The sequence below is a fragment of the Agathobaculum sp. LCP25S3_E8 genome (genome assembly GCF_052117165.1).
Classification (GTDB): domain Bacteria; phylum Bacillota; class Clostridia; order Oscillospirales; family Butyricicoccaceae; genus Agathobaculum.
The window spans coordinates 1-25,982 of record NZ_JBQKJR010000023.1 but is presented as its reverse complement, the minus strand read 5'-3'; the positions used below and the strand labels follow the sequence as shown (position 1 = coordinate 25,982).

The window sequence follows — 25,982 nt, the reverse complement described above, 5'->3', positions numbered from 1 at the left end:
ATTTACCCCTCCTTCCGTTGCGTGATCGTTAATCTTCCAGTTTCATCCGGATACGCCATCAAAACGCTGGGTAGGGGAAGAAGTGCATTGCACTGCTGCGCTTCTTCCAGCAACAGAACAACAATCTGTCGGGAACTGCAAGATGAAAGCTTTTGTAGTTCCATGCTCCGGCTTTTTTCTAAACCGATAGGAACGTGCATGATTTGCAAAAGCATATCCTGAGATTCATTCCAAGCAGATAACACAAACGGATCGACACCGGAAATAAGCCTTGGCGCATCGTTTGCAAACACAGCCAACGCTAAATCCACAGCTTGCAGCATCGGTGCATCGGCGGATTCCCCTATGGTACTCAGTACATTGTCATGCTCCCTGATTTTCCCCAGCATCTTAAGCTGTTTCAAGATGGCTGTGACAGCGGCAGGGGAACTGCCAAACTTACGGTGCAACAGCACAGCAGCCTGCGCCCTGCGTATGCAGCCAATTTCATGTAATACGGCAAGCAGATATTTCTGCTGATCGCTTAGGAAGAACATAATTCCACCCCTCTCCTGTATTGATTGACCAACGGATCCAGCATCGTATCACAACCCCGTTCCAGAATCGTGCTGTAAACCACCTTCGCTGTGTAAACCAGTGTGTTGCGAATCGCGGCTTTCTCATTTTCGCGCAGCTTAACCAAGGCGCAGTCCAGCACCTCCCAATTCAGGCGCCAAAGCGTCTCCCGCACCTGCAGCTGCGGATAAGTACACGCACCAATCGTCAGTTCGCCGCAGTAGTACAGCCATGTGATCGCGTCGCGTAGTGCGGTCTGTTCCTCCGGCTCGAACAGGCCAAACTCACAGCGCCGAATCAGGTGATCCAGCTCCGCCCGTTCGCGCGCGCGTTCGACCATCGTACTCCTCTCCGTATCACTCTTCTCTTTCTTTCTCTTCTCTTTCTTACTTGTGTGCGGTTTTGGCAGGTCTAGAACTGCGGTTTCGGCACTTCTTGAACTGCCGTTTTGGCAGGTCAAGACCTGCGGTTTCGGCATATCAAGACATGCCATTTTTGCAGGTCTTGCAGACGTAACCGTGTCCGCGTCCGGCTGTCCTTCCAGTATGGCGGGCTGTTCGGCTGCCGACTCCGCTGCATCAGGCGTCTCGTCATTCTCGTCCAGACCTGCCATTTCTGCAGGTCTTGGCGCGGGGCAAAACGGCGCACAGTCATAGGCGTAAGCGGCTTTTTCATTCAGCTGCACCTCGGCCAGAAAGATGCGGTTCGGCATACCGCGACCCTGCCGCTGTTCCCACAGCAGATGCTTCTGCGCGAGCTCCTTAAAGCAGTTGATCGCCTTGCGGTAGGAAACTTGCATTTCCCGTGCCAGATCTTCCCGCGTATAGATGACGTAAACCTCACTGTGCCGATTGACCCAGCCGTTGCGGCGGGACAGCTGGAAGCGGTTGAGCAGGAACGTGTAGGCTACCTTGCTCTCCAGTGACAAGCCGCTGTACTGCGGGTCGGAAAAAAGCCAGCGCGGCATCTGCATGTGAAAATGGGAAATAGCATCATTCAGCTTCATCAGCGTGAATGCCGGGCGTACTTCGTTGTTCGGTTTCATAAGGCAGCGTCTCCTTTGTTGTTATAATTTGTTTTTTCGTCATTACGCATGGTATCGAGTGTACCCTGTATTGCATCCACCTGTGCATCGGACAGGCGGATACCCCGTATCCCTGTCGTATCATACCCATTCTCGTCCGGATAGATCAGCGGATAGCGCGGCAGCGAGGAAAGATCCCCCCAACCGGTTTTCGGCTTCGGATCAGGCGGATCCGGCGGCTGTTCGGGTGATGGTTCCGGCGGCTGCGGCGGAGCGGGTTCCTCTGGCGTATCTTCCGCATCATCCTCCGGCTGCACCGCCGGGTAATCGGTGATAGACACCGAACGCAGCTGCGCAAATGCCGCAAATTCCTCCGGGGTGATCTTGTAAAGCAGCATGGGATACTGCCCGCGCAGCAGGACGATGCACTGGGCGTTATCCAGCCGCAGCACCTCATCCGGCTGCATGAGCGCGCGCTGCGTATTGCTGCGCGTCATGGAATACGGCCGGATATTGTTTTGCAGCGGGGAAAGCAACGGCGTCTGCGGGGACTGGTTGTTCGTCACTTGAATGGTCGTCATGCCGCACTTTTCCGAAATAAATTTCGCGCTGGTCGGGTCATTGACGCCCAGACAGATCGTCGCATCACAGCACGCTGCGATCTCCTCCCATTCGTGGCGCGGGTACATGTCGGCAAGCTGTGCCACGGACTGAATCAGCACTTGACATTGCATGCCGAAAGAGCGCGTGAACGCGATCGAACGCTTGAAGTCGCCCAGCTTGCCGATCGACGGAAATTCGTCGAGCAGGAAGTTGACCGGCACCGGCAGCTTGCCGCCCTTCTCGCGCCGGGCGTATGCCTCCAAACGCGAAAACAGCATCGCGAAAAACAGCGAGGACAGGAACGCATAGGTGCTGTCCTGCGCGGAGAGGATGCAGAAATATGCGCACGGCTTTTGCCCGGGCAGCGTCAGGTCGATCGTGCTGTCCGATGTCAGCGCGTCCACCAGCTTGTCCTGAAAGACGTTCAGGCGATTGCCGAGGCCGATCACGATGTTGCCGCGCAGGTTTTCTTTGGCGTTCAGGAACAGGCCATACGGACCTTTGGCCGGATGTCCGGCCGGCAGATGGCGGAACTCGGCATCAATGCGGCGCAGGCCGTCCTCGGTGAGCAGATGCAGCACCCGCCCCAGCCGCCGGTCACACAGCGGCAGCAGTCGATCAATGCTGTCTGTTTCGCGCTGCACATAGTACAGCAGCGCGGTCAACAGATTGAGCTCGGCCTTGCTCCAGAAGTCCCCTGCCTCTTTTTCGCTTGAGGTGTTGGTGATGATGGTGGACGCAATGATCGGGATCAGCCGCGGGTCGTGGTCTGCTTCACCGATCGGGTTCCAATGGTCCGAGTGCTCCATATCCAACAGATTGAATACCCGCACCTCGTACCCCTGATCGGTCAAATACCCCGCCATGCTCTCAAACAATTCGGCCTTGGGATCGGTCAGGACGATGCTCTCCCGCCGCTTGACGCACTGGAACACATACGGCCGGACAAAGCCGCGGCTTTTGCCGGTGCCGGGCGCGCCCACAACCAACAGATTGCCGGCAAGTCCGCTTTTTGCGCTGGCTGCGATGTAATCCGCATATTGATCTGCGTCCAGCGGATCGTCTTTGTACTTGCCGTAAACCGTGCCGGTCAGCGTGTCCAGCTTGCCGACTTCCAAAATGCGCTCCATTTCACGGAGGTTCATAAACCGGGACGAGCCGTGCGTACCATCCGGAAGGATATCAAAGCCGCGCTTATCCCGCACGGCGTGATACCCAAGCAGCCAGTTCCGCGCCTTTTTGCTGCACAGTAAAACCAGCGTCAGCAGCGCGGCCGTAACACCAAGGCCGGTCGGTGTGAACGGCGCGATCAAATTGAGGACGGGATTGACGACCCAGATATCCGCAACGCCGCTGTCCGGCTGGAAGGATTGGCGTGTGCCGAGCCGGACGGAATTGATCAACATGCCATAGAAATACCAGGCAACTCCTCCCAGCACCGCATACAGCCGCCAGTCGCCCAGATGCCGGGCGCGCCATCGTTGCGTTTTGGAAAGCAGCCGATCCTCCAGCTTGGCGATCTGCTCAGACAGGCGCACGAGCGGCACCTTCTTCCAGCTCCCCAATGGGTTCGTCCGGAATAATGACAATACGGAAAAAAGGCGGCGGGAATATCTGTTCCAGAAACGGCTTTTGAAAATCCAGCGCTACCAGAATCAGATTGGTGTATCCCGCCTCCCTCGCCTGTACGGCAGCTCGCTTGATATGACACAGATCCATGTCAAGCGATATGATGGCGGGCTGATGCAAACGCGGGTCAATGAAGTCACAGGCCGGCAGCCCCATCTCTATCATTTGGCCAGATTGTTCTCCCAGCATCATGGAGAGCGGCAGACGGTAATCTGGGATACGCATCAGTTTCATCTGGAATGCGCCTTGAAGATCACAGGACAGCAGGCAGGCGTGCGCCGTCTCGTTAGACAACTGCCCGTATGTCCCTGATTTCTTACCGACGCTTTTGATCTGACCGTGCAGCAAGGCACGGTAAGCCGATGTATAGCTTTCGCCGCAGAACAGATAGCCGGTATCCGTGCAGCGGCAGCGCAGCGCAATACCCTGCACACAATCGTGTTCCCGCTGCAGTAGTACGCGCCGTTCGGCGTGCGGATAATGCGCCGCGAGCAAGGTATCACCCAGTCGGATAAAACCAGTCACCAGATTACTGCCCAGCACATTCTGGTTTGCCCCTGCACGCAGGACAAATGCCGGCAAATATCCGTCCTGCTGGCTGAATTCCTCGATACTGCTCATAAACGGGCTTATGCCGGCAGCGAACATGGTCACAGCCACGGCAGCGTTTTCGAACCTGCGTTTGGAACGCTGGGTATGCTGGTCTGGCTGCATTGGACAGTCATGCATTGCAAGCCAGCGGTAGCCGTCTGCTGTCAGCCGCCAGCCATAGGTCGCGGAATATGGCCGCACGAAACCGTTACGGACCAGACTGCGCATCAGCGAGAGACGGAAGAATTCCGGGAAGCGGCCTGTGCAGCTTTGGTCTATGTTTTTGCACCAGCCGATTAGGCGCATGGCCGGCAGCATATCTTGCGCAATCACAAATAACACCTCCTCGGATTACCGCTCATACTCATAACAGGTCGCGGTAATCGGTTTTCGTTTTTTACTGAATTTCAAACTTTTCACTTTCTGATTTGTCCTATATTTGCAATTTGGTTTTGTATTCAAAACCGTTGCTGGGCGGTAAAATTGTACAAAGTATGGGCGGTAATACCGCCCATACAAACCGCACTTTCAACCGCCCAGTGTACGCTCGGATAAGTACCTTCCAGCGTCGCGATGCGGCAGCACAACGATCTCGGTATAACCCTTGCCGTCCGGTACCGTGTCCAAAATCAGGCTGACCGTCAACTGGTCATCATCCGCAAACAACACGCCTTTGAGCGCGTTGGTCACGCTTTTCCACTCCTTATTATCCGGGTCGTAGACATTACTGCGATGCAGGTCGGAATGCTCAGTGATAGCGACAAAGCAGTGCTTGTACCACGGCAGCACGCCGCCTCTGCCGCGCCATTGTTTCAGCAGTTCCAGAATGCTGTTTTCGATGTACCCGGTCGTCCGGCGGCGCGCGTTTTGCAGCAGCGTATCCAGTCGGATCACCGTCCAGCCTTGTTTCGAAACAGTTACCGTGCCGGTGATCCCATTGGAACGCAGCGCCAGACGCTGCGCTTTGCCGCCCTGCTTGGGCTTATCGAGCATACTTCCAAAGGTACGCCGCGCCGCCAGCACGGCAATCTCTGCGGCACTGAGCGTTTCGTCCGCGACCTGACTGCGTCTTTTGGAGTCCTTCGACATTTGCTCTAATTCCCGCGAAAGGTGGTAGGCTTCCTGAAAATAAAAGCTGGCGGGGTGTTCATTGCGCTGATTCATCGTAATCCTCCTCTTGCTCCCATGCGGCAGCGGACTGCTGCCGCATCTTTTCATAATTTCGTCTATCACGCATACGGGCCAAATCGCTATGGTCTGTCGTAATCAGGTCATGCTCCCGTTTGGAAGCGATAATGTCCACGCCTAAGCGACCCAGACCCGCGCAGAGCAGCGCCTGTCCGCGGCTGAACCGCGCGTGCATCTGCATTTCCTCGTCTGTCAGATGGTAATGCTGCTGGATCAGCCGCGCTTCCTCAGGCTCGGTCATCAGTGCAAATTTGATGCGGCTGTTGTTGAGCAGCGCCTTACCGAACTTGCCGTTTTCCAGCGCGAAGAAGTCCTCCAGATCCTGCGATGCGCCGATCGCTGCGGTGCCGTAGCCGCGCACGGTTTTGAACATCTCCTGAATGAAAGTTGCAGCTTCGCTATTCGACCCCGCGCCGATCAGCGACCAAATCTCATCGAGAATGATGATCTTGTTCTCCGCGCGATCCTGCTTGCAGTATTCCATGCAGATGTCTGTCGCCAGCAGTGTGCCGAACGCCAGCAGGTCTTTGCCGATCTCCGAGATATCCAGCACAATGTATTTATTGCGCAGATCGATATTGGTCGCTTTACCCAAATTGGACGCGGAGCCTTTGACAAAACGGCTCAGTACCGAGGCCAGTGGCTTAGTCTCCTCTTTTTCCAGAAGCAGGTTATAGAAGTCTGTGGGCGTGGGCTGCGGCTTGAAGCTGCCATCCTTGTCCAGCAAGCTGTTGTTGTTCCGGTTAATGCCGAAGCGACGGTAAAGCTGGGTGAGCGCCACATCCAACCGCTCCATATCCTCCTCGGTCAGATTGCGGCGCAGCAGCGAAAAATAGATGTGCAGCTGGCTGATTTTGTCCGCGAGCAGCGAGCGGTTGCGCTCCTGTTCGCTTTCCTCTTGCTGCCGGGCACGCAGGCTCTCCTCACGGCTCTCCATAAAGTTGATGCAATCCGTCGAGGACGGTGCAAGCTTGATGTACAGCCCACCGATCGCCTCGCAGGCCGCGCGGTATTCATAGCCTTTATAGGGCGCGATCAGGCAGACCTGCTTACCTTGCTGCCGATACCGCATGGCAATCAGCTGCAGCAGGAATGTTTTGCCCGCGCCGGACGTGCCAAGCACGATCATGTTGGCGTTGTTGTAACGGTCGCTATCAAAGATATCCAGCATACAAATAGATTTCCGTTGCATATCCTGCCCGATCAAAATACCGCGTTGCTCACACAATTCCATGGAATAGAACGGAAATGCACTGGCTACACCGGACAACAGCGCATTGCGCCGTGCCTTGCGTTCGATCTCGGGAGCCATGGATACCACGGGCAAGAACGAGTGAAGCGCCTGTTCCTCCAGATAATCGCACCGTTTGACGATCAGCTCCAGCGAGGTGCAATGCCGCTCCACATCGGAAATGCGGGTTTCGAGCAGTTCCGGATCATCCGCTGTAACCTCGATCAGAGTGTACATATCGTAGTAATCCTCGCCCGCGCGGTTCATCTGATCCTTGATATATATGCCTGCGGTGATTGCGCTGTCTATCTGTTCAAAGTCCGCACGGGTGTTGTCCACATCGCGGATGCGGCTGCGGCTCCAAATGGTGGAGTTTGCAACCTTGGGCAGTATTTTTTCACGTGAGCGGCGCTGCAGCGTCATTGAGACTGAAATGCCGTCCCCCATGCCGACCAGCGCCGCCATCCAGCCGCCCCGTACCAGACTTTTATAGCCATATCCCGCGATGTACAGGTAGGCGTGGCAGACGCCGTCCATCTCGATGTAATCTTTGTGAGTAAAATCCACCGCAGCTGGACAGATCAGGTCCATCACGCCGGTCGCCTCGAATTGTTCGGTGGTTTTCTGCTGTTTTCTGCGCCTGCCGATATTTTGCCGTTCCTTTGCTTCGGGTAGTGCATCCTGCTTTGTGGCTTGTGTCGTGAGTTCTTCCCCTCCTTCGGGGTCCGGTTCCGGCTGCTGTGGCACGCCATAGCATTCCTGCAGCATATCCCGGAAGTACAAAGGCAAACGGATATGCTCCGAGGTGCGCTTGCACAGCATGCGAAACACGGTCTCGACCAGATGATTGTCGATATAGCCCGGGTTTACCACGTTTAATCCGCAGCGGGCAAAGTAACCTACAGACGAATCCATGACCTGCCGCAGCGCAGCGGCGATTTTGGCATAGCTTACATCACCAGACACCATAGAGGGTTCATACCGATAGGCGATATAAAACCGTGTTGTGAATGCCCCGTACCGCACCAGCTGGTTGACCTCGTTGATGTTGTCTTCAATGCAGGTACGGCACAAAGCATCCCCCTCCGATTGCAGGAATCCCTCCATGCGTCTTGTGTACTGTTCGACGTCTACCGGCTGGGAAAGGCAGAGGATCTGCAAGTTGTCCGGCGCGATGCGCAACCATGCGGCAAGGTTGCTGATGATGCGGATTCGCTCTGCGGTGCTTTGCAGAAAATAGTTTGTCGGCAGCACTTCAAACAACGCCGCATACCCGCCGTCCCGCGTTCGCACAACGCCGTATTTGATATCCGCAATGGGCAGGCTGCCCTGTAGGTCGTCATTTGCGGGCGCGATGGCCTCGGTCGCGCCCACTTGATCCCCGAAGATGATTTTTTTGATGTCCACGTTTGATCGAGCCTCCTTTATTGATGGCGATGCGCCGGCATCTGCGCCAACGCACATAGGTACATAAAAAACGGGATAAGGATTCGTCCCGGATGCCGATCAGGCCGAAGCCGCAGACCGGCACAAGCAGACACAGCGACAGAATCAGCTTTATCGTGACGGAAAACGGCGTGTAGTGTGCAATCAGGCTGCACAGCCCGAATGTCGGTAATGCCAAAACGGCAGCTTCAAGGCAGTTGCGCAGCTCAAACAGACCAAGCACACGACCTGCGTCAGTAAAATTGACCGGGATAAAATAGATGTCTTCATTGCCCACGAATCGTTACCTCACTTTCCTGCACTTTGTCGAATAGATGTTTGCGCTGACTGCAAAATTCGCTGAGATTCTTCTCTGCATCAGTCTGTCTGCTTTCTAAGATGGCTTTCATTGCTTTCTCAATCCGCTTGTGCGACGTAGCAGAACCTGTTGTCTGGCACAACTCAACCGAACTGATGTACTGCGAGCTGATCCCGGCATATTGCGCTAACTCCCGCAATGTAATGCCGTATTTGCGGCGTAAGATACGGAACTGACAGACATATCCGTCTGTGTACACTTCCATGACATATCCCTCCTATTCTCTTATCCCAGCACCCAGAACGGGCCGCCGGCCGCCGCGCCTTTGTTGCACTCGGCCAGAAAGATGCTCAGATCCCACTCTTTCTGACTGCGTTCATAACTTGCACAGTCTGCGACCAGAATCTTGCCGCTGTCCGTGATGCCGCGCAGCACAATAAAATGCCCGCCGCGGGTGAAGTGTCCGGCAGACATGATTGCGATGACCAGCTTGCCCTCCTGCAGCGCCTTGACCAGCTCGGTTTTGTTTTGGCCGATGCCGCGGCACGGTACGCCGTAATGCGCCGCGCCGTCCGGAATCAGACTATGGTAGCTGCCGCTGCCCTCGCAGCGGTGGCCGGTTTTGACGGACCAGTCGCAGATCTCCGGTGGTAGAACAGTTTTGCTCGTCAGCGTGGACACGCAGATTGCAAGCGAGGTCGGGCCGCATCCTGCGCCTGCAATTGTATTGGTTTTGCCGTACATCAGGCTGCCCCAGCGAGAATCGTACTGGCTGAAATACACAACGTCCTTGGAGTTGCCACGGCCGGTGAACACAATGTCCGAAAAGTCCATGCCTGCGGTATTGTCCGACGAACCGCTCGGCGCACTGTACTCCGCATCTGCGATGGTGCTTTGGATCACTTCCGCCCACATGCGCTGCATTTCGTCAAAGCCGAGCTTATCCATCAGCTCAGTCGGGGTCATGTCCGAAATCACCAGAACATATCCTTCAAAATTTCCCTCGCTGTCATATTTAGCCTTTAATTCATATTTCAGCTTAGCCTGCATGGTTTGCACGATCTTGTCCTCATCAATCAGCATGACATCCTGCTCGCTGTAAACCGAGGTGATAGCGACCATCCAATAGTCATTGGTATTGCCGAGGTTTTTCTCGATCGAGATAAAACCAAGGTTTTCCGGCAACAGATTAATAAACAGGTTGATTGCCTTGTCTTCGAGCGTCCGCTGGTCTTTACATGTGACTGTGAGCTGCTCCGCCTGCGCCGTCATCTCCTGAATATCCGCAGAGGACGCGCTGGGGGAACCGAACAGATTGCACGGTATGGACAGCAGCATGAGCAGCGGCAGGCCGAGACAGATAAGCAGCGCGATGCCTGCCCCTTTCAGCAGGCTGGGCGCGGCCTCTGCCACAGCGGCTGCGGCGGCGCCATACGGACCGCCGGACAGCGCGCCTTTTGCGATATTCGCCGCGGCGGCGGCAACACGGCCAGCGTTACTTCTTTTTTCTTCGTTTATGATGTTTTCCTCCTTCCTGCGGGGTCACCTTGTTATTCAGCGGCTGTGCGCTGCGGCGCAGCCTGCGCGTCTTGTCCGCAATCTGCGGCCGTCCGACCATATCCGGCGTACGGATACTGGGCGGCACATTGCTTTGTACCGTGGTAGTCTGCTGTATTTCGCTATGCTCACGCCGCGACGGAGATACGGCGGGACGACGATCCGGCGCGGGCGCAACCGGGGAACCCGCTGGCCGGCTGCCTCCATCGGATGATGCAGGTGATACCGCCGGAGCGGTTGGTGCTTGCGTCCTCATTGCGGGCGACGGCGGCTGCACCGTTGTTTGCGGCGCTGGCCGTACCGCTGTGCGCGGTATCGATTGTCCAGATGTCGATGCCGCCGGCGCAACCGGCGTCACACGGAGAGAACCAACATCTGCACTTGGTATTTGCCCTGCTTGCTGCGTTGCCTGTTGTACATGCGGCATAGGAGGCATGGCGCGGCTCGGCGGCGATACGGTCAAACCAGATGAAGCAGCCGGCGTAGTCCGGTTGGGCTGGACGGCGGACGCAGTATGTCCCTGCACGGCGGTGGCAGCTGCTACGGCGGCTGTTGGAACAACGCTGGACGAATGTCCTGCCGATTCTGTCGGAGACACCGGCGGGCGTTCCGGCGCATTCTGCTCCGTATATCCTGTGCGCATCTCGGACAAATTGCTTTCGCTGTGCAAAAGTGTCTGTACATGCGGCGGGGATACGGGACTTACTGGTGTCACGCGCGCTGGGCGCGACGTGGTCGGCTGTACGGGCGGGTGCGCGCTGGGCGTCCCTGAAACAGGTTGCTGCGGTGCGCCAGAGGTTTCCGTGTTGCTTGGGAATACCTGTTCGGGTATGTGTGGCATGGCAGCGGCAGGCTGTACCGGTGTGACGGACAGTCCGGGTGCGGTATCCGCTCGATGCATCGGCATGACCGGCGCATGGGTGCCGATTTCCGTCTGCGGTGTACTCATCCGTCCGAAATCCGCGGGCAGCGGCGGAAGCGCTGGAGACACAGGTGAAACCATCATCCGGCTTACTGCATTTGCTTCGGATACACTCTGGTTCTGACTGCGGATGCTGCTGACTGAGCTGCCGTCCTCCCAATCGTCTGCGTCAACTGAAATGGCCTGACTGACCTGCCGGATCGAAGCCGGATCACCCGCCCCGTGCCGGTTTCGGAACGAAGCCAAGTCGTTCATCGCCCTTGCACCCGAACCGGCAACATGAATGGCCGCTCCGGCAACGCCTGCTGCGCCTGCGGCAGCGCCGCCCTGTGCAGATGCTCCAACTGTGCTGGTGGATTGACTGCCCTGCTTGCCACTGTGCTGCATGAAAGACCCCGATGTCGGTGGCGCAGGGCTGCCATGCCCGGCGGACGGCATACCTTGCGCTGCGGTGCGTGTGACCATTTGCGCAATACTGCGCAGCGTCATTGCGGTAAGCATTCCTGGGAAACGCGTACCCAGCGGATCGCCGGTCAGCGCCGGGTTCAAGCCAATGCGTAAAATAATGCCGTCCATCTTTTTTGCCGTGCGGACAATGCCGACGATTAACATCATCCACGGAATAATGGCCGTGCCGTTCGGTGCATTGGACATTGCGCTGATGAGCAGCTTGACAAACATCAGATTGAAGACTATCAGTGCACACATGGACCCAAACATCCGCAGCCAACCGCGAAAAATCTCTCCGGTGGATTTTGAGCCGCCCATGGCAAATGCCAGCGGCGCACAGTAGGTCAGCACACAGAGGATGACATAACGCTCTGCAACCTCAAAAAACAATTTGATTGTCTGCCATTGAATGATCACATTGACCAAAATAACCACGATCCAGCCCGCATTGGGCAGCATATCAAAGGTATCTTCGCCAAACGGGTCAAAGGTGATGGCATTGGGGATTTGGAGCATATCCATAATGGTTGAGGAGAACCCCAAGCCGATCTCACAGATCTGCCGGCTGACCACAAGCAAAAAGGAGAACATCGCGGTGCGCAGAAACAGGCGTCCCGGTTCCTCAGCCTCAATGCCGACGCCAGACGCCATGGAACGCATTGCCTGAAAGACCAGATTGCCGATCAGCAGCGCCCAGCCTACCGCGAAAAAGATAGTGCCGATGTCTTTAACCACCGGTACACGTTCTGCGAAATAGGTAAGGTCTGTGTGGAACAAGTCCATTAGATGCTCCAGCAGGTATTCCACCATCTCATACCAGAGTGACGCCAGCCACTCAAACAGGGCTTTTATCAGTTTTTCAAGAATTTTAGGCAGCTCCTTTCGAAAAATGGCATAATAAAAGCACCGTATTGTGAAAAATACGATGCTGGCTAAAATACTTTGTCATTGTATTTATAGCAATATAATGTTAGAATAATAGTAGAATTCATGGAGGTGAGTGACATGAAAATCAAATCATCTACCGTCCTTCGCAACGATTACAATACGATCTCCACACTTGCGCATGAGAGCCAAGAGCCGATTTATATCACCAAAAATGGAGAAGGCGACATCGTCCTGATGAGCGTAGACGCTTTTGAAAACCGGGAACAGATATTGCAGCACCGTGCGGCGATACTGGAGGCAGAGTTCTCCCGCATCAATGGCGATCCCACCTATTCTGTAGACGAAATCCGCCGCAAGCTGAAGGAGAAGTACGACAATGCCTGATGCCTATCGTTTAGAAATTCTGACGCCGGCATGGCAGGACATTGACCGGATCTCCGATCTGCATCTTCTCCTTGTCGGCCCGCAATCCGCAGAGAAAATCACGGATAAGCTATTGGATACCATTGCTCTGCTTGCCTCGCAGCCCTATATGGGTGCGTTGCATCCGGATACGTTTCTGGCGCAACGGGAATATCGTAAAATCATTTGTGGCAATTATATATGCGTTTATAAGGTGATCGGAACAACCGTATATGTTTATCGTGTCGTAGACGGACGGACCGACTACCCGAAGTTGCTGCGCTGACCCTTATTCCAGCGTTGCCAGACCGTCGAACAGCGGACGAACATAAGCGATAAACGCGCCGATGCCGTTGATAATGACCCATGCGAGCCAAATGCGTTTGAGCCAATCCCATGCCTGGTCGGCCTTTGGCTGCGCACCGCTCATTTTGGCACCAATGACCGCAATCGCACTCATCAGGCCGGCAAGGACAGTAGAAATTGCGGCCAGCTTAGAATAAACGTCTTTGATAATACGGTTTGCGGCTGTCCACATATCCTCTACGGCGAATGCCTGCGGGATAATGACCGCCCCAAGGATCAGCAGCACCAGTGCGATCCGGTAAAAAAGAAAGGCGCGTGACATCCAGTCCTGATAGGCGCGCGCCGTTTGCAGTTTACTTTCGTTCAAGAATAATCACTCCTTGCGTTTTGACTTTTGATATCTATCCTGCTATACTGTTGCCGTACAATGAGTTAAATGAGTTATAGGATGTGAGAAAATGGAATGGGATAACGGCAAGAATCTGGCCGGGATCATCATTGATTTGGAAAATGTGGAACAACGGTTTTCTGCCGGTGAGCGTTCCGAATCGCTTAAGCAAGCCGCGCAGCGTATTTACAACCGTGCTGCTAGACACAACGATTCTGCGCAATCCAATTGGTGCCGTGAAATTATAGAACGCGCACAAAAACTGATAAACGTCTGTCAATAAGGCGGCGGGGAGCTTGCGCTCCCCGTCTTTTTCATTTACATCACTTGGTTTGCCGCGCTGACAATCTCTTGATACGCCCAATGCGAAGTAGGCACATCTGTAAATTGGGTAACGATGGCCTGCACACGCAGCGAGCGGCCGGTCACGCGGTTGATGAGTTTTGCCGCCTCTGCACGGGTGATGGAGTAGTTCGGGCGAAATGTGCCGTCCGGATAACCTTTGATCCAACCATGCAGTTGACCGTATGCCACCGCATCATGCGTTTGCCCGGCAGTGCCCACATCGGGGAAAGCAATCGTGCCGGCCGCAACATACGGCGAACCGCTCAGGCGGTACAGCCAGACGGACAGTTCCGCGCGGGAAATCGCCGCATTCGGCCGGAAGTACGAAGCCGTTTCAATTCCTGCATCGTAAAACGCGTTGACCGCATTGGTGTACCAGCTGCCGGTTGGCACATCCGCCGCGCCGCAGCTGGGATACACCGTAAGGTCGGAATAGTTGGTCAAACGGGACAGCATCACAGCCGCTTCCGCGCGGGTCAGGGTGTTTTCCGGGCAAAAGCGATTGTTACCCATGCCCTCGAAATACGGCGCGGTAATGCCGCTCAGCAGATACAGCTTATCGCTGCCCGCCCATGCAGCATAGGCACTCAGCTCTACATCATCCCGAATGCCGCTCACCGTAACCTTGAGGATACCGCTATCGGATAGCGACATGGAATAAGTCTTACTTCCTACCTTGATTGTTTTGGAATCCACAGCGGCGGTCGCCTGCTGGCTGCCCACGCGCAGCGTCACCGTGCTGAGCTGGTAGCCGTCCTGCGGCGTGACGGTATACGTTGCTGAGCCGCCATTGTCCACACCCGTACGGGAGGCCGATACGGTACAGTTCTGTGTCTTACCGATGGTGACAGAATGATCGTAGGTCGTCAGCTTGGAGGCAGTGGCGGATACCTTGACCGGGGCATAAACATCATCCACATACAGGATGACATCGGCACCGCTTTGCTGCAGCTTGTAGTCTATGCCATCCACAGTGATCTCGTCCTCGTCCGCATCCACCGTGCGGCTGATGCCGTCCACGGAGAGCGTGATGCGGCTAAGGCGGTAGCTTGTCTCTGCCGAAATGGTAAAGCGCACATCCGTGCCTTTGGCAACCGTGCTGCCGCAATCCTTGTCAATGTCCACGCCCGTACCTTCCGAGGTGGTCATTGGGATATGATCCTCGTCCAGCTCGGAAACAAAGTACACCTGCATATCGGTTTGCATATCAGTCAGACGCAGCGTCACGCGGTCATCCTGCCGGCTGATGCGGTAAACCTTTCCGGCGAGCCAGATGCGTTCTTCGGAAACATAGCCGGTTGCGGACTGGGCGCCGTTCTCCAGCCGGATCTCGGTGATCTCATAGCCGCGCTCGGCATCTGCGATGATGTTCACATCGTTCCCATGCCGGACCTCGACACGGCTGCCGGCCGGATCGACGCCCTTATCGCCGCTGACGCGGACGACCAGCGGCTGCTCGCCCGGCTTGCCGTTGCTGAAAAAGTGGATGCCGAGGCTTTCTTCCACGGTCAGCGTCATCGTGACCTTACCGTCCGTCACAGCAAATGGGTAAGTTTTATCCCCGACCGAAACAGCCCCCTCCGCCAGATCAGCCGTGTTTGCCAGACCGGCATCGGTGCGCGTTACCTGCACGCGGGTGATTGCAGCGTCCCCGGATGGCGCTGCGGTAATCGTAACTGCCTTGCCGATGCCGTATGTCCCGCCGCCGCTGACGTCAATGCCGCTGTCCGCGGTCACGGCAACCTTGCAGGAAGCTGCTTCGGCAGTTGCGGACAGCGTAAGATCACCGGTGCAGTTGCCCGGCACAGTCACTGTAGCAGTGCGTCCCACATATTTCAGCGGCAGCACAATGCCGCCCACGGTAAGCTGCGTCGGCAGTTCCTCTGCCTTGATTGCTGCACTGGCTGATGCATCGCTATAAGAGGCGTTCAGGGCCGTGATGCGGTAGCCGTCCAGCGGTTCAAAGGACACGTCTTTTGCCACGCCGGTTTCCCACACGTTGATACCTACTTCACTGGACGTATAACCCGTTCCGCTCTGTACTTCAACGCGGTGCGTGCCACCCGCCGCGTATGACTGCGGCAACAGCGCGGCCGCCATCAGCCATAAAACCAGCAACAAAATGGGAAAGCGCAATTTCTTTGTCGTCATGTCTTCTCTCCTCTCTGTTCACAAAAATAGGCCGGTATGACAGGAAATCATACCGGCCTTTGCCGTTTATTCGGTTTCGCTTGCAATCAGGGCCGCAGCAGTCTGATCGAAGACTTCCGAGCCCTCGTCCGTCCGCACATCCACCAGCGCGCGCCACAGGCGGTCAACCCGGGCAACGCCATTGCCCAGATCGGTGTAGCAGACGAGCTGCTCCATACCGACCGCATCATTATCCAGCAGCAGATGCACGACGAATCGTTTTTCGCTCAGCTGCATCGGTTGGGTGTACTGGATGCGGTCAAATTCACTCGCATCCGCCCAGTGGTATAACTCACTTTCTGCCAGTTCTCGTACCGTGCCGTATTCGCCCAGCTGCACTGCCGAGCTGTTCAGCACCAGCTCCGTGCTGACCGATGTGAGCTGATCCGTGCCGGCAGTCGGCTCCTCGCCCGTATCAAGTGCATACAAGGCGGCCGAACCACCTGACGCGAGTTCCACGTCACGCCGTACCAGCGGCACTTCCAGTACCTCTTCTGTCTGGGCATCGTTCCATTCCTCCAAATTTGTCTGTTTCATCTGTACAAATGCTGTCGTGTCCGTGTCGGGCACCTCCATTTTAGGATTATCGTCCGCGCAGCCTGCCGGCAGAAGCAGCGCCCCTGCAAGACAGACGGCGATCAAGTCGCGGATTTTCATTCTAGCATACCTCCTAACGCATTTCCTGTCCGATCACGCAGAACCGATAGGCCGGTTCGTTCGCAATACAGGTGAGCATGGTGATCTGGTTGCCGGCAGTGGGGTTCAGCACATCGGTATCTGTCGCAAGGATGCGGCCGGCAAATGTCACCCGGTAAGTGCGCGTGCCAAGCGAGGTCTTGTAGGTGACCACATCGCCGACCTGCACATACTTGAGGTTTGCAAAATACGGCCACGAACCGCGGTTATGGCCACACAATGCAACATTGCCGTTCCAGACGCTTGTCCCGTCCACATGGCCGGCGCCTTTCTGCATGCTTTCATAGGTTGCGCCGGGATAGACATATGCAAAGATACCGCGATTGCCGATGGACACCGCACCGAAATGTCCGTTTGTGGTGACAAGCTGGCGCTGCTCGGTGTAGCCACCGCTCATGCCCTCCAGCCGATTGAATGACAACCCTTCCAGACCGTTCAGAGCTTCATCCGTTGCGATTTGCTTTTCCACCGCGCTGCCCCATGGGTCGATGTACGACCCGACCGGAATGATGGGCGAGCCGGTGCGCGGTGTGGTCTGGTCTGCATCAGTGTCCATGCTGTCCGACGGCACGACGATCGTGCTGCCGCCCGAATCGTCCTTACTGTCCAGATCGAGCGCGTGGTTACTGGACGTCGGGGTGTAAAAGTAGTTGTCATAGAGGTTTGCATCATAGTGATACTCGAGCGCCGAGGCCAGCGGCGGGCTGAGTGCCAGCAGACAGCAGGCCAATGCGCCGCTGATGGCGCGTTTATAGGTGTTTTTCATCGTGTTCATCTCCTTTTTGTAAAAGAATCCCCCGTCTTTGGGGGATAAACCACACGAAGCGGTTCTCTTGACAAAGACGGGGGGTATGTTATAATAATGATAAAGAAGGGCGCTGCATAGCGGTTGACCTTTAGGCTAACTTAATGGATAAGCTAACCGCTTGGTGCCAGCCGAGCGGTTAGCGCACTTTTATGAGGAAAATATGTAGCAACAAAATTGCCCATATCAAAATTCTTACGAACTTCTTCATAAAGCATCACTCCTTTCGCAAGGAGTGGCCAACCGCTGTTTTGCAGCGCCCGGACAATAAAATTGTCCACACAAATTATATCATACAAGATGTTTTCCGTCAATTTAAGCCGCCTTTGGGCGGCTTTTGTCATATCTGCACCTGAAATGCGTAATCACTGCCCACAAACGACTCCACCACATGGTGCTGGCCTTCGCCGCCGGTCTCGATGGCGATGTCCCGGCCAACCAGCCGTTTGGCGAGACGCCGACGCAGGATAACCGTGTATTCGGTTTCCTCATGCCCCTGCAGCGCGGACAGCCGCAGCTTGGGCGTTCGTACCCGCACATACTGTCGGCTCACCACGTCGTGGATGCGGCGCTCTTCGTTATAGACGTAAACACGGGCAATGTGCCAGCGGATATACCGCCAAATCATTAGCAGAATAAGCAAAACGGCAAGGCCCATCGCGATTGCGAGCTGGGATACCGTAATGTCCGGGTTCAGCCCCGGCAGCACCGGAATCTTACTGCCCGTATACGTCACAGTATAGATCACACTGCCAATACCGGTTTTAGCGGCCTCGCCCTTATATACCGCTGTTGCCTGATAGCCGTCTGCCACCTGTCGATTTGTATATGTCGTCTTGCTGTACGTCGCCGTGGCTGTCCACGAAGCAGGAACGTCCGAATCCTCCACGTTGGCGGTCTCAGACCAGCTCAGACCCGTCAGCGGCAAGGTCAGTCCGTCCGATTGCACACTTTTCGGCACAAGACTGCGGTCATTGTAGGCCAGCTGATAGGTTTTGGTAACCGTATGCGGGTGGCTGTCCGTGACCGTGCTGTACCCGGTTGCTTCCACCTTGATGCTCTGCACATCAAGCAGAAGCTCGCCGGTGTAACCGTCTTTGCTATACGCCCGTGTCGCCGGGAACTGATCGATCACATCCGCAAGCTCACTGGATGGTGCGTCTACCGTGACCGTTTCCTCCACCGGCAGTGTGTCCGTTGTCTCCTGATCGGATTTATCCATACGCTGATAGCGGTACCAGTAGCCGTCATGTGAAAACGGTTCCTCGCGCAGCAAGGCGGGATCGACCTCCGGCGACAGCTCGAACGTCTTGGTGAGTGTCGGCACGCCATTGATCTCAACCATCTCGGTGCTGATTGGTTCAAAACGGATTTGGTCGCCTTCGAGCAGTACTTGTTCGCTTTCCTGTGTAGCGCCCGCCGCACTGAAAAGCAGCGCGGCGAGCACAGGGGTAATGATCCACCGGATCTTTTTCCTGTTCAGCATATCTCAAGAATCCTTTCTATTAGAATCCAGTCTGCGGCAGCGTCGGCTTGGTGTAGGTGGGCGCACGGTAAATCTTGGTCACCCATGTGCTGGTGGAGTTGTCCCACTCGCCCTGATACGAGCCGCCGCAATCCGCGCGGTTGATGATGTTGTAGCCGCCCGACATATATGCCGGCACATAGACCAGCAGCGTTGCCTTCTCGGTCATCTTGAAGCCAGCCGGCACGGTGCCGAACTCAAAGCGAATGTCGGTCACATATTCGCCGGACGCCAGTTTGAGTGAGCCGCTGTCGATCTTGAAGGAATATCGGTTGGTCGAAAGCAGGTTGTCTGCTAGCGTCCGGTAATCATTCACGTTGGTTTTATAGGTGATCTTGTACCAGACACGGGCATTGTAGGTGCCGGTTGTGAGCGTGCCTGCACGGACGGCGTCGGTGGGAATGCGGTCATGCCAGAAGAAGTTGTCCAGCGGCACATTCGAGTTGTTTGCGATGTTCGTGAAATCATACCGCATATTCGAACCGGCATCTACCGTGTAGTTGCCGGTCTTTTCAATGCTGGTATTGATGTTTGCCGGGTCGTTGTACATTTCGATCTGTACCACGTCGCCCTCTACTTTGAGCTTGACCTCGACCTTCTCGCTGTTGATCTGATAGAACCGCGGCGCCTGTACCTCCTGCACATAGTAGCGGCCCAGCGGGATCGGGTTCGATGCGGCAATGCCGCGGGAATCCGACGTCATGGTGTCCACCACACGGCCGGTATCGGCATTGGTGATCTCAAACACCGCGCCCTCGAGCAGGCTGTCCTTCGGTTGGTTTGTCACCGGGTTATCCTGTGCGGACTTTTTGACCACCTGAATCTGACCAAGGATCGGGGTGTTTTCCACGACAAGCTCGGTCGTCTCACCGCGTCGGATTCGCAGCGTCCGCACGGTATCGTCCAGCACATAACCCTCGGCAGCAGCGATCTCCTCGACTTTAATCTTGATCTCACTCTTGCCGTCGGTCAGCAGATCGTCCAGTTCGATGTAGCCGTCCTGATCGGTACTATACTCGCCAAGCAGATTGTTGTGCTCGTCCTTGATGAGAAAACGCACGCCGTAAATGCCCTCACCGGTTACCGCGTCGATTTTCTTGATACGCACGCCGGCAAGTTTTTCGTTCTCAAAGGTCACAGTCGCGAGCTCGCCGGCCTTGACAATCACATTCTGCGGTTCCGGGTCAAGGCGGTATCCTTCCGGGCAGGAGACCTCGGTCACAACATAGACGCCGTCCTCCAGACCGGTCACGGTGGCAAGGCCGGAGAAATCCGTGGTGTAGGAGCCGACCATCTCACCGTTTGCCTTTTCCACTATGAACGTGCAGCCGTCCAGCGGCTGGTTTGTGCCCTTGATTACCTTGCGGATCTGCAGGCCGTAAGCACGCTTATTGGTGAACGTCATTTCGTAGTTGCCGCCCGCTTTGACCTCAATGGTCTTGGGCATGTCCTGCAAAATGTAGCCGTCCGGTGCTTTGATCTCGGTCACGATATAGCTGCCTTCCGGTAAACCGTCCAGCGTGATAACACCATTCGCATCAGTTTCGGCTTCCTTAACGAACTCACCATTAGACTTAGTGATCTTGAATACCGCATTTTTCAGCGGCTGACGGGTATCTTCGTCAATCTTCTTAATGGTGAAGCCGCCCTTTTTCGTATTGGTGAACGTGACTTCATAGGTCTGTCCTGCACGGATTTCCACGGTCTTGGGTGTCTCGTCGATTGCGTACCCATCCGGGGCTGATACCTCCGTGATTATAAATGTGCCAGTATCCAACTCCGGCAGATGGATTATACCGTCTGCATCAGTCGTGACGCTCTCGCGTACAACCGAGCCGTCTCCGCGCGTGATCTTGAATACAGCACCCTGCAGCGGCTTCTTTGTCTGGCTGTCGATCTTTTTGATCAGCAGACCGGGCTTTTTGGTGTTCTCCAGCGTCAGGGTATAGGTTTCACCCTCCTCCAGCGAAACAGGGTGCGGTGTATCGTCGATCAGGTAGCCGCCCGGAGCGGTGATTTCCGTTACAATGTAGTCTCCAGCTTCCAGCCCTTCAACGAACGCAGCACCGTCCTCGCCGGTGATAATATCCTCCTTGACCACATCACCATTTGCCTTGGTCAGCTTGAATACCGCATCTTTCAGCGGCTTGCGTGTCTCTGCGTCAATCTTCTGAATGAGCAGACCGGGCTTTTTGGTGTTCTCCACGGTAAGCTCGGTGTCCTTGACCGTCGTATGCTCGATCTCCAGCACTTCATCGTTCAGGATGTATTCTTTCAAAGTATTGACTTCCTGCACCTTGTAAGTGCCTGCGGGCGCATTTTTAATCTCAATGCGGCCATTTTCATCCGTGGTGTAATCGCCCAGCAGTACGCCATCCCGCCAGATTTTGAACTGTACGCCTGCCATCGGCTCTTTCGTCTCGCTGTCGATCTTTTTTACAATGAAAGATTTCTGCTCGACGTTGTCCAGCGTCAGCACCAGATCGCGGTCTGTCGTGTGTTCGCCCTCCAGCACGACTGTACTCAGTTCATATCCAGCCAACGTATGCCGTTCCACAAATTTGTATGTGCCGGGTTCCGCGTAGTCGATGGTGAACGTGCCGTCCGGGCCGGTCGTGAACATGCCGATGCTCTTGCCGTCCTTGAAGCCCTCAAATACAACACCCTGCATCGGTTTGCCGGTATCAAGGTCAATCTTCTTTACGATAATGTCCTTTTTGCGGGTATTGGGAATCGTGAAGAACGTCGGGTATTCACTGTTATTCTCAATCGTAAACGTCGTTTCATTGATGATGTACCGCGGATCAGTTACGACCTCCTTGGCCTGATAAGTACCCGGCTCTGCATACGGAAGCCAGATGCGGCCATTTTCATCCGTGGTGTAGTTGCCCAGCAGCTTACCATCTTTCCAGATCTCGAAGGTGACGCCTTGGATCGGCTCATGCGTTTCTTCGTCGATCTTGAAAATGCCAAAATGTTTTTTGACAGTATTCTGGAAAATCAGGGTTGGGATTTCAGCCTGATCCTTAATCAGCTCTACAGTCTGCTCCGGGGCATCCAGATTGTAGTGTTCTTTATCACCGTCTACCTCAACAACGCGGTATGTACCGGGCTGCAGGTTTTCGATCATGGCTTCGCCGTTCTCGTCTGTGGTAACAGAAGTGAGCTTGGCGTCATTGTAGTACACATCGAACTTCCAGCCCTGCAGGGGGACTTTGGTATCCTTGTCCTGCTTGATGATGCGGATGGACAGTTTCTTCGTGTTCGGGACGTTGACTTCGCGGATGATCTGCGTGGGGTCTGCGGACGGGTCAATGTAAACCTCATGCTCTACTTCGTCCTTTAAGTAGCCCTGCGGCGGTTCTACCTCAACCACCTGATAGAAGCCCTTGGGAAGATTGTAGACCTTGGCATAGCCGTTGACGTCGGTTTTGATCGTCTGCAGCACCTGACCGTCGCGGCGGATCTCAAAGGTCGCGCCCGCCAGCGGCTCCTTGCTGTCCTTGTCGTACTTGTAGATCTGAATACCGGGCAGCGGCGCATTCTTGAAAGTGAGCGTCACGTCACGGGTATTATCCCAGCTAAAAGTCTGAATGTCGGCACCATCCGTGGCGTAGCCCTCCGGCGCTGCGATTTCATACACTTCAAAAGAGCCGATAGGCAGGTCGCGGCCTTGGATCGTGAACTCGCCCAGCGCGTCCGTGGTGTAGGTGTTGACAAAATCGTTGTCAATGCCCTTAACCTCGAATTTTGCCCCCATCAGGTTGCGGCCGTCCGCCGAACTGACTTTATGCACCTTGAAAACGTGGTCATCGCTGTTGGACAATTTCACTTCAACCGTTTTGCCGCCTGTGGAGCCGGTGTTCACAACCTTGTCCGGCAGCAGGGTGTAGCCCTCCGGTGCTGCGGTTTCCTTGATGGTGACATCGGTGTTGAGAGGCAAATCCATAAATTTTGCTTCACCGTTGCCATCTGTTGTCTGCTCCTGTGTTTTAGGAGTACCGTCTTGCTGATAACTGATCTGGAATGTGCAGCCTGCCAACGGTGCGCCATTTTCATCAGTTTTCATAACTTTCAGCAGCGTGTACTCTATAAATATTTCCGTATTGAAACCAACACTTGCACTCACCTTCTGAACAGCAGGCTCCACCATGATAACCGGCTGTACACCCGAACTGGTTGTGCTGGCTGCGTACACGTTATAACGGTCTACATTCATGCTGGCGAAGAATTGGGTCTCCACCGGCGTTCTGGCTTCATCCATTTGCTCCGCTGTGGCCTTGGGGATGCAGAACAGGAATGTTTCGCCATAGGCCATATCATTTCCGTTTTTGTACAGGTCATTGTTCTTATCCACATGGGCCAGCGTAAGCCGCTGCGAGCCGCCGTCATCATAGCTCTTGTTGCCCTCGCTGTCCATGAGGAACGCGCCGGACGGCACATTGTCCGCACGGACAAAAATCTGCCCATACTCCCCATCGCCGCGCACAAAGGTCGCGCTTGCTGCCGCCATGGGCAGTACCATGTACTGCTGGCCGTCTATCTCCTTTTCCGCAAACGTACCGCCGGACACGATACTGCCGCCTACGTCAATCGTGCCGGTTTTTTGTGCAGCGGGGGTATATTCCGTATTACCGGGCGTGTAGTTGATGGTTGCGCCAATCCACGGAGCATGCCCTTTACCGTTTGGCCCCCATACGTTGTAGAACTCATTACCATACTCCAGCATTTTAATAGCGGCAAACAACGTCAGCGCTTCCGACGTGGAGCTGGCACTCAATGTCTTACCAGCAGCGCGATAACCGAGCGACGTGGAGCTGCCATAGCTTACGCCATAGCTGCTGTTTGCAGCAATCTGCGCATCGCCCAGCGCACACCAGATCGCGGCCTGCGATGCACTGAAATACATATCTGCCGTAAAGTTCTCTGCTGTGATAGGCGAACCAGCGAAGGAAATAAACTGATTGAGCGTCATGCGGGCGTCACTGCGTACCGCGACGCCATACACATGCATATCCGATACACGGCTGGTCACCGTGTATGGCATTCCCGATGTGCCGGGGTTGCCCTTACTGTGATCCGCGCAGTAGGCGCGAATTTCCGTGCCGTCTGATCCTGTGGTGTACATCGGCCAGACGTTACGCGGCGCGTCGTTTTGCTGGAACCAAGCCTTTTGCACGCCCTTATCCGCAATGTTGTATACTTCACCCACATTGATCTCTATGCTGGACGCCTCGTTATCTTCCTCTGCCAGCGGCATAATCCCGCCGTCCACCGCGCCGGAAAGCGGCGCGGTCGTAAGCAGAGTGAGAGCGGACAACAAGCCTGCGGTTGACCGTTTCAAAATGTCCTTTATCACTTTGCTCCTCCTTAATGTTGGAATAAAAAAGCCGCCTTCAAGGAAGAAGGCGGCGCACGTTGATAATTATTACAGTGTTTCATGATTAACGTAAAGAAAAGGACTGTCGAAATAAGACAGTCCTTTATATCAAATTTAGTTTACCAATTTCCACCGAAACTCTGAACCCAATACATCACTCCGTTAAATTCAAAGACTCCTACACCAATATCCGTATTTTCGGCATTTAGAATAGCATTGCGATGTCCCTCAGAATTCATCCAACCGGTTACCACTGCGTCTGGAGTCTTAGATCCTTTTGCACAATTTTCACCCGGTCTCAGCTTGTACGGATCAAGTCCTACCTCATAAAATACAGTAGACATTCCATCACCGTTTGGTCTGGTATGCGAAAACTTTTCCGTTATTTCTTCCGCACGGATAGCCGCAGCCTGCATAAGCTTATCATTTACTTTCAATGCAGGCAGTCCAGCCTTTGCACGCTCCTCATTTGTTAAGCGAATGACTTCCTGCGCATACGCTTCCAGCGTATTGGTGTCTACCGTTTCACCAGAGCCATTGTTCTCAGCATTTCCGGTATCGGATATATCTTCACCCAGCGCCTTGCGCAGCTCGTTCGCCCAGAACATGTTTACCGGGTTATCGTCGAACGAAACCGCGTCCACCGGCGCGCCTTTCATGGCATCCAGTGCAGCGATAACGTCCTCTACCGTGCCGTTCGCTTTGCCCGTGATGACTGGCGCATACTGCTTGGCGGTCGTGAGGTATTTGCTCTTATCCCAGTTGCATTTAATCATGGCCTGATTAAACTCTGCCATGGTTTTGTTCCACTTCGTGATGGCGCTGCCGCTGGCAGACGTTGTGCTTTCCGTGTACGGCACATCCGTGTCGATGCGGACGCTTGCCGTCGCATTGTCATAGCCCACACCAAAGTTCACCTGCTTGCCAATATCGCGCAGCTTCACATAGTTGTTGCCGTCGATCTGGTAGGCGGTCATGTTGACCTGTACGCCATCCACCGTGATGCGCTGGTCACTGACCTTAGCCACCGCGCCACTTGCCGCCATGTCCGAGATACCCTCGGTGCTGGGGGTGGTGCGCTCCGTACTGATCTCAACAGTCTGCGTCTCGCCGTTCCACTCCACGCCGAAGCCTACAAGCGTACCAATATCGCGCAGTTTGAAATAATTGTTGTCCGCAATATTGTAGCCCGTAGGATAGACGCGGGCGTCGTTAACGTATACCGCCTGACCTTTGTCACGGGTCGGAACAACAATAACACCGTCTACGGCGGTTGCTGTGCAAGCCATTGCTGCGATACAAAATAGTGATACAAAGATTCGTTTCATTTGGATCACTCACTTTCTTCTTTGTACCCTTACCATACCGCAACAAAAGTGCAATGTCAAACAATTCTTTCAAAGCGAAATGTTGTGAATTGGAAAAGGAGGACGCGATTGTACTTCGCGTCCTCTCAGTCTGTCGAAAAAGTCCAGCAAAAGCTGGGCTTTTTCGTTTGAGCGCGGTAAAATAGGAATAGGTGGTGAGAGCAATGCTGGAACGAGGAAAAATGGATCGGGATGT

General features: G+C 54.9%; 21 protein-coding genes. 3 read left to right on the top strand and 18 right to left on the bottom strand.

The features are described from left to right. Positions 1-2 precede the first annotated feature (2 nt). From ACTQ34_RS09360 to ACTQ34_RS09315, 10 genes are all read right to left on the bottom strand, one after another. The gene (locus tag ACTQ34_RS09360) at positions 3-536 is read right to left on the bottom strand and encodes a hypothetical protein (RefSeq protein ID WP_441363575.1); all 534 of its coding nucleotides are present in this window, start codon (positions 534-536) and stop codon (positions 3-5) included. Continuing rightward, entirely contained in the window at positions 524-1,600 is a 1,077-nt protein-coding gene (locus ACTQ34_RS09355; RefSeq protein ID WP_441363574.1) for a replication initiator protein A, read from the bottom strand. The genes ACTQ34_RS09360 and ACTQ34_RS09355 overlap by 13 nt, the downstream gene beginning before the upstream one ends. Beyond that, entirely contained in the window at positions 1,597-3,747 is a 2,151-nt protein-coding gene (locus ACTQ34_RS09350; RefSeq protein ID WP_441363573.1) for a VirD4-like conjugal transfer protein, CD1115 family, read from the bottom strand. The genes ACTQ34_RS09355 and ACTQ34_RS09350 overlap by 4 nt, the downstream gene beginning before the upstream one ends. Beyond that, positions 3,707-4,735: a hypothetical protein gene (locus ACTQ34_RS09345; protein ID WP_441363572.1), complete on the bottom strand. Its 1,029-nt coding sequence runs from the start codon at positions 4,733-4,735 to the stop codon at positions 3,707-3,709. The genes ACTQ34_RS09350 and ACTQ34_RS09345 overlap by 41 nt, the downstream gene beginning before the upstream one ends. 195 nt (positions 4,736-4,930) lie before the next feature. Further along, positions 4,931-5,566, bottom strand: a complete 636-nt coding sequence (locus ACTQ34_RS09340; protein ID WP_441363571.1) for a hypothetical protein — start codon at positions 5,564-5,566, stop codon at positions 4,931-4,933. Beyond that, complete coding sequence (locus ACTQ34_RS09335) at positions 5,550-8,228, bottom strand: VirB4 family type IV secretion system protein (RefSeq protein WP_441363570.1); 2,679 nt, start codon at positions 8,226-8,228, stop codon at positions 5,550-5,552. Before ACTQ34_RS09335 ends, ACTQ34_RS09340 begins: the two co-directional genes overlap by 17 nt. Beyond that, entirely contained in the window at positions 8,161-8,544 is a 384-nt protein-coding gene (locus ACTQ34_RS09330) for a hypothetical protein (RefSeq protein WP_441363569.1), read from the bottom strand. Before ACTQ34_RS09330 ends, ACTQ34_RS09335 begins: the two co-directional genes overlap by 68 nt. Continuing rightward, positions 8,534-8,830: a helix-turn-helix domain-containing protein gene (locus ACTQ34_RS09325; protein ID WP_441363568.1), complete on the bottom strand. Its 297-nt coding sequence runs from the start codon at positions 8,828-8,830 to the stop codon at positions 8,534-8,536. The genes ACTQ34_RS09330 and ACTQ34_RS09325 overlap by 11 nt, the downstream gene beginning before the upstream one ends. A gap of 20 nt (positions 8,831-8,850) precedes the next feature. After that, the gene (locus tag ACTQ34_RS09320) at positions 8,851-9,978 is read right to left on the bottom strand and encodes a C39 family peptidase (RefSeq protein WP_441363567.1); all 1,128 of its coding nucleotides are present in this window, start codon (positions 9,976-9,978) and stop codon (positions 8,851-8,853) included. 82 nt (positions 9,979-10,060) lie between these two features. Beyond that, complete coding sequence (locus ACTQ34_RS09315) at positions 10,061-12,277, bottom strand: hypothetical protein (protein ID WP_441363566.1); 2,217 nt, start codon at positions 12,275-12,277, stop codon at positions 10,061-10,063. A gap of 222 nt (positions 12,278-12,499) precedes the next feature. On the opposite strand from ACTQ34_RS09315, the gene ACTQ34_RS09310 reads away from it, so the two are divergent. Together ACTQ34_RS09310 and ACTQ34_RS09305 are read left to right on the top strand one after the other, a co-directional pair. Next, positions 12,500-12,766, top strand: a complete 267-nt coding sequence (locus ACTQ34_RS09310) for a type II toxin-antitoxin system Phd/YefM family antitoxin (protein WP_441363565.1) — start codon at positions 12,500-12,502, stop codon at positions 12,764-12,766. Then, positions 12,759-13,070, top strand: coding sequence for a type II toxin-antitoxin system RelE/ParE family toxin (locus ACTQ34_RS09305; RefSeq protein ID WP_441363564.1), 312 nt, complete (start codon positions 12,759-12,761; stop codon positions 13,068-13,070). Before ACTQ34_RS09310 ends, ACTQ34_RS09305 begins: the two co-directional genes overlap by 8 nt. A gap of 3 nt (positions 13,071-13,073) precedes the next feature. Here the strand turns inward: ACTQ34_RS09305 and ACTQ34_RS09300 are convergent, their stop codons facing one another. Next, entirely contained in the window at positions 13,074-13,457 is a 384-nt protein-coding gene (locus ACTQ34_RS09300; protein WP_441363563.1) for a hypothetical protein, read from the bottom strand. 91 nt (positions 13,458-13,548) lie between these two features. Here ACTQ34_RS09300 and ACTQ34_RS09295 point away from each other — a divergent pair, with 91 nt between their 5' ends. Continuing rightward, positions 13,549-13,761 carry a hypothetical protein gene (locus ACTQ34_RS09295; RefSeq protein WP_441363562.1) on the top strand — a complete coding sequence of 71 codons (213 nt, stop codon included), beginning with the start codon at positions 13,549-13,551 and terminating at the stop codon, positions 13,759-13,761. A 35-nt stretch (positions 13,762-13,796) separates the two neighbouring features. On the opposite strand, the gene ACTQ34_RS09290 is transcribed toward ACTQ34_RS09295, so the two are convergent. The 7 genes from ACTQ34_RS09290 to ACTQ34_RS09260 form a co-directional block, all read right to left on the bottom strand. After that, complete coding sequence (locus ACTQ34_RS09290) at positions 13,797-15,974, bottom strand: S-layer homology domain-containing protein (RefSeq protein ID WP_441363561.1); 2,178 nt, start codon at positions 15,972-15,974, stop codon at positions 13,797-13,799. A gap of 66 nt (positions 15,975-16,040) precedes the next feature. Beyond that, on the bottom strand, positions 16,041-16,670 hold the full coding sequence (locus ACTQ34_RS09285) for a hypothetical protein (protein ID WP_441363560.1): 630 nt from the start codon (positions 16,668-16,670) through the stop codon (positions 16,041-16,043). Between the two features lie 13 nt (positions 16,671-16,683). Continuing rightward, complete coding sequence (locus ACTQ34_RS09280; protein ID WP_441363559.1) at positions 16,684-17,475, bottom strand: class D sortase; 792 nt, start codon at positions 17,473-17,475, stop codon at positions 16,684-16,686. Between the two features lie 152 nt (positions 17,476-17,627). Further along, on the bottom strand, positions 17,628-17,858 hold the full coding sequence (locus ACTQ34_RS09275; RefSeq protein WP_441363558.1) for a hypothetical protein: 231 nt from the start codon (positions 17,856-17,858) through the stop codon (positions 17,628-17,630). Continuing rightward, on the bottom strand, positions 17,855-19,000 hold the full coding sequence (locus ACTQ34_RS09270) for a hypothetical protein (RefSeq protein ID WP_441363557.1): 1,146 nt from the start codon (positions 18,998-19,000) through the stop codon (positions 17,855-17,857). Before ACTQ34_RS09270 ends, ACTQ34_RS09275 begins: the two co-directional genes overlap by 4 nt. 19 nt (positions 19,001-19,019) lie before the next feature. Beyond that, positions 19,020-24,398 (bottom strand): SpaA isopeptide-forming pilin-related protein, encoded by a 5,379-nt coding sequence (locus ACTQ34_RS09265; protein ID WP_441363556.1) that lies wholly within the window; start codon positions 24,396-24,398, stop codon positions 19,020-19,022. A gap of 140 nt (positions 24,399-24,538) precedes the next feature. Then, on the bottom strand, positions 24,539-25,747 hold the full coding sequence (locus tag ACTQ34_RS09260) for a CAP domain-containing protein (RefSeq protein ID WP_441363555.1): 1,209 nt from the start codon (positions 25,745-25,747) through the stop codon (positions 24,539-24,541). Positions 25,748-25,982 lie beyond the last annotated feature (235 nt).

Coding starts and splice junctions, on each gene's coding strand:
- ACTQ34_RS09315 (WP_441363566.1), bottom strand. CDS start 12,277: ATGGACTTGTTCCACACAGACCTTACCTATTTCGCAGAACGTGTACCG.
- ACTQ34_RS09360 (WP_441363575.1), bottom strand. CDS start 536: ATGTTCTTCCTAAGCGATCAGCAGAAATATCTGCTTGCCGTATTACAT.
- ACTQ34_RS09275 (WP_441363558.1), bottom strand. CDS start 17,858: ATGACAAAAGCCGCCCAAAGGCGGCTTAAATTGACGGAAAACATCTTG.
- ACTQ34_RS09355 (WP_441363574.1), bottom strand. CDS start 1,600: ATGAAACCGAACAACGAAGTACGCCCGGCATTCACGCTGATGAAGCTG.
- ACTQ34_RS09295 (WP_441363562.1), top strand. CDS start 13,549: ATGGAATGGGATAACGGCAAGAATCTGGCCGGGATCATCATTGATTTG.
- ACTQ34_RS09340 (WP_441363571.1), bottom strand. CDS start 5,566: ATGAATCAGCGCAATGAACACCCCGCCAGCTTTTATTTTCAGGAAGCC.
- ACTQ34_RS09260 (WP_441363555.1), bottom strand. CDS start 25,747: ATGAAACGAATCTTTGTATCACTATTTTGTATCGCAGCAATGGCTTGC.
- ACTQ34_RS09290 (WP_441363561.1), bottom strand. CDS start 15,974: ATGACGACAAAGAAATTGCGCTTTCCCATTTTGTTGCTGGTTTTATGG.
- ACTQ34_RS09270 (WP_441363557.1), bottom strand. CDS start 19,000: ATGCTGAACAGGAAAAAGATCCGGTGGATCATTACCCCTGTGCTCGCC.
- ACTQ34_RS09305 (WP_441363564.1), top strand. CDS start 12,759: ATGCCTGATGCCTATCGTTTAGAAATTCTGACGCCGGCATGGCAGGAC.
- ACTQ34_RS09285 (WP_441363560.1), bottom strand. CDS start 16,670: ATGAAAATCCGCGACTTGATCGCCGTCTGTCTTGCAGGGGCGCTGCTT.
- ACTQ34_RS09310 (WP_441363565.1), top strand. CDS start 12,500: ATGAAAATCAAATCATCTACCGTCCTTCGCAACGATTACAATACGATC.
- ACTQ34_RS09325 (WP_441363568.1), bottom strand. CDS start 8,830: ATGGAAGTGTACACAGACGGATATGTCTGTCAGTTCCGTATCTTACGC.
- ACTQ34_RS09280 (WP_441363559.1), bottom strand. CDS start 17,475: ATGAAAAACACCTATAAACGCGCCATCAGCGGCGCATTGGCCTGCTGT.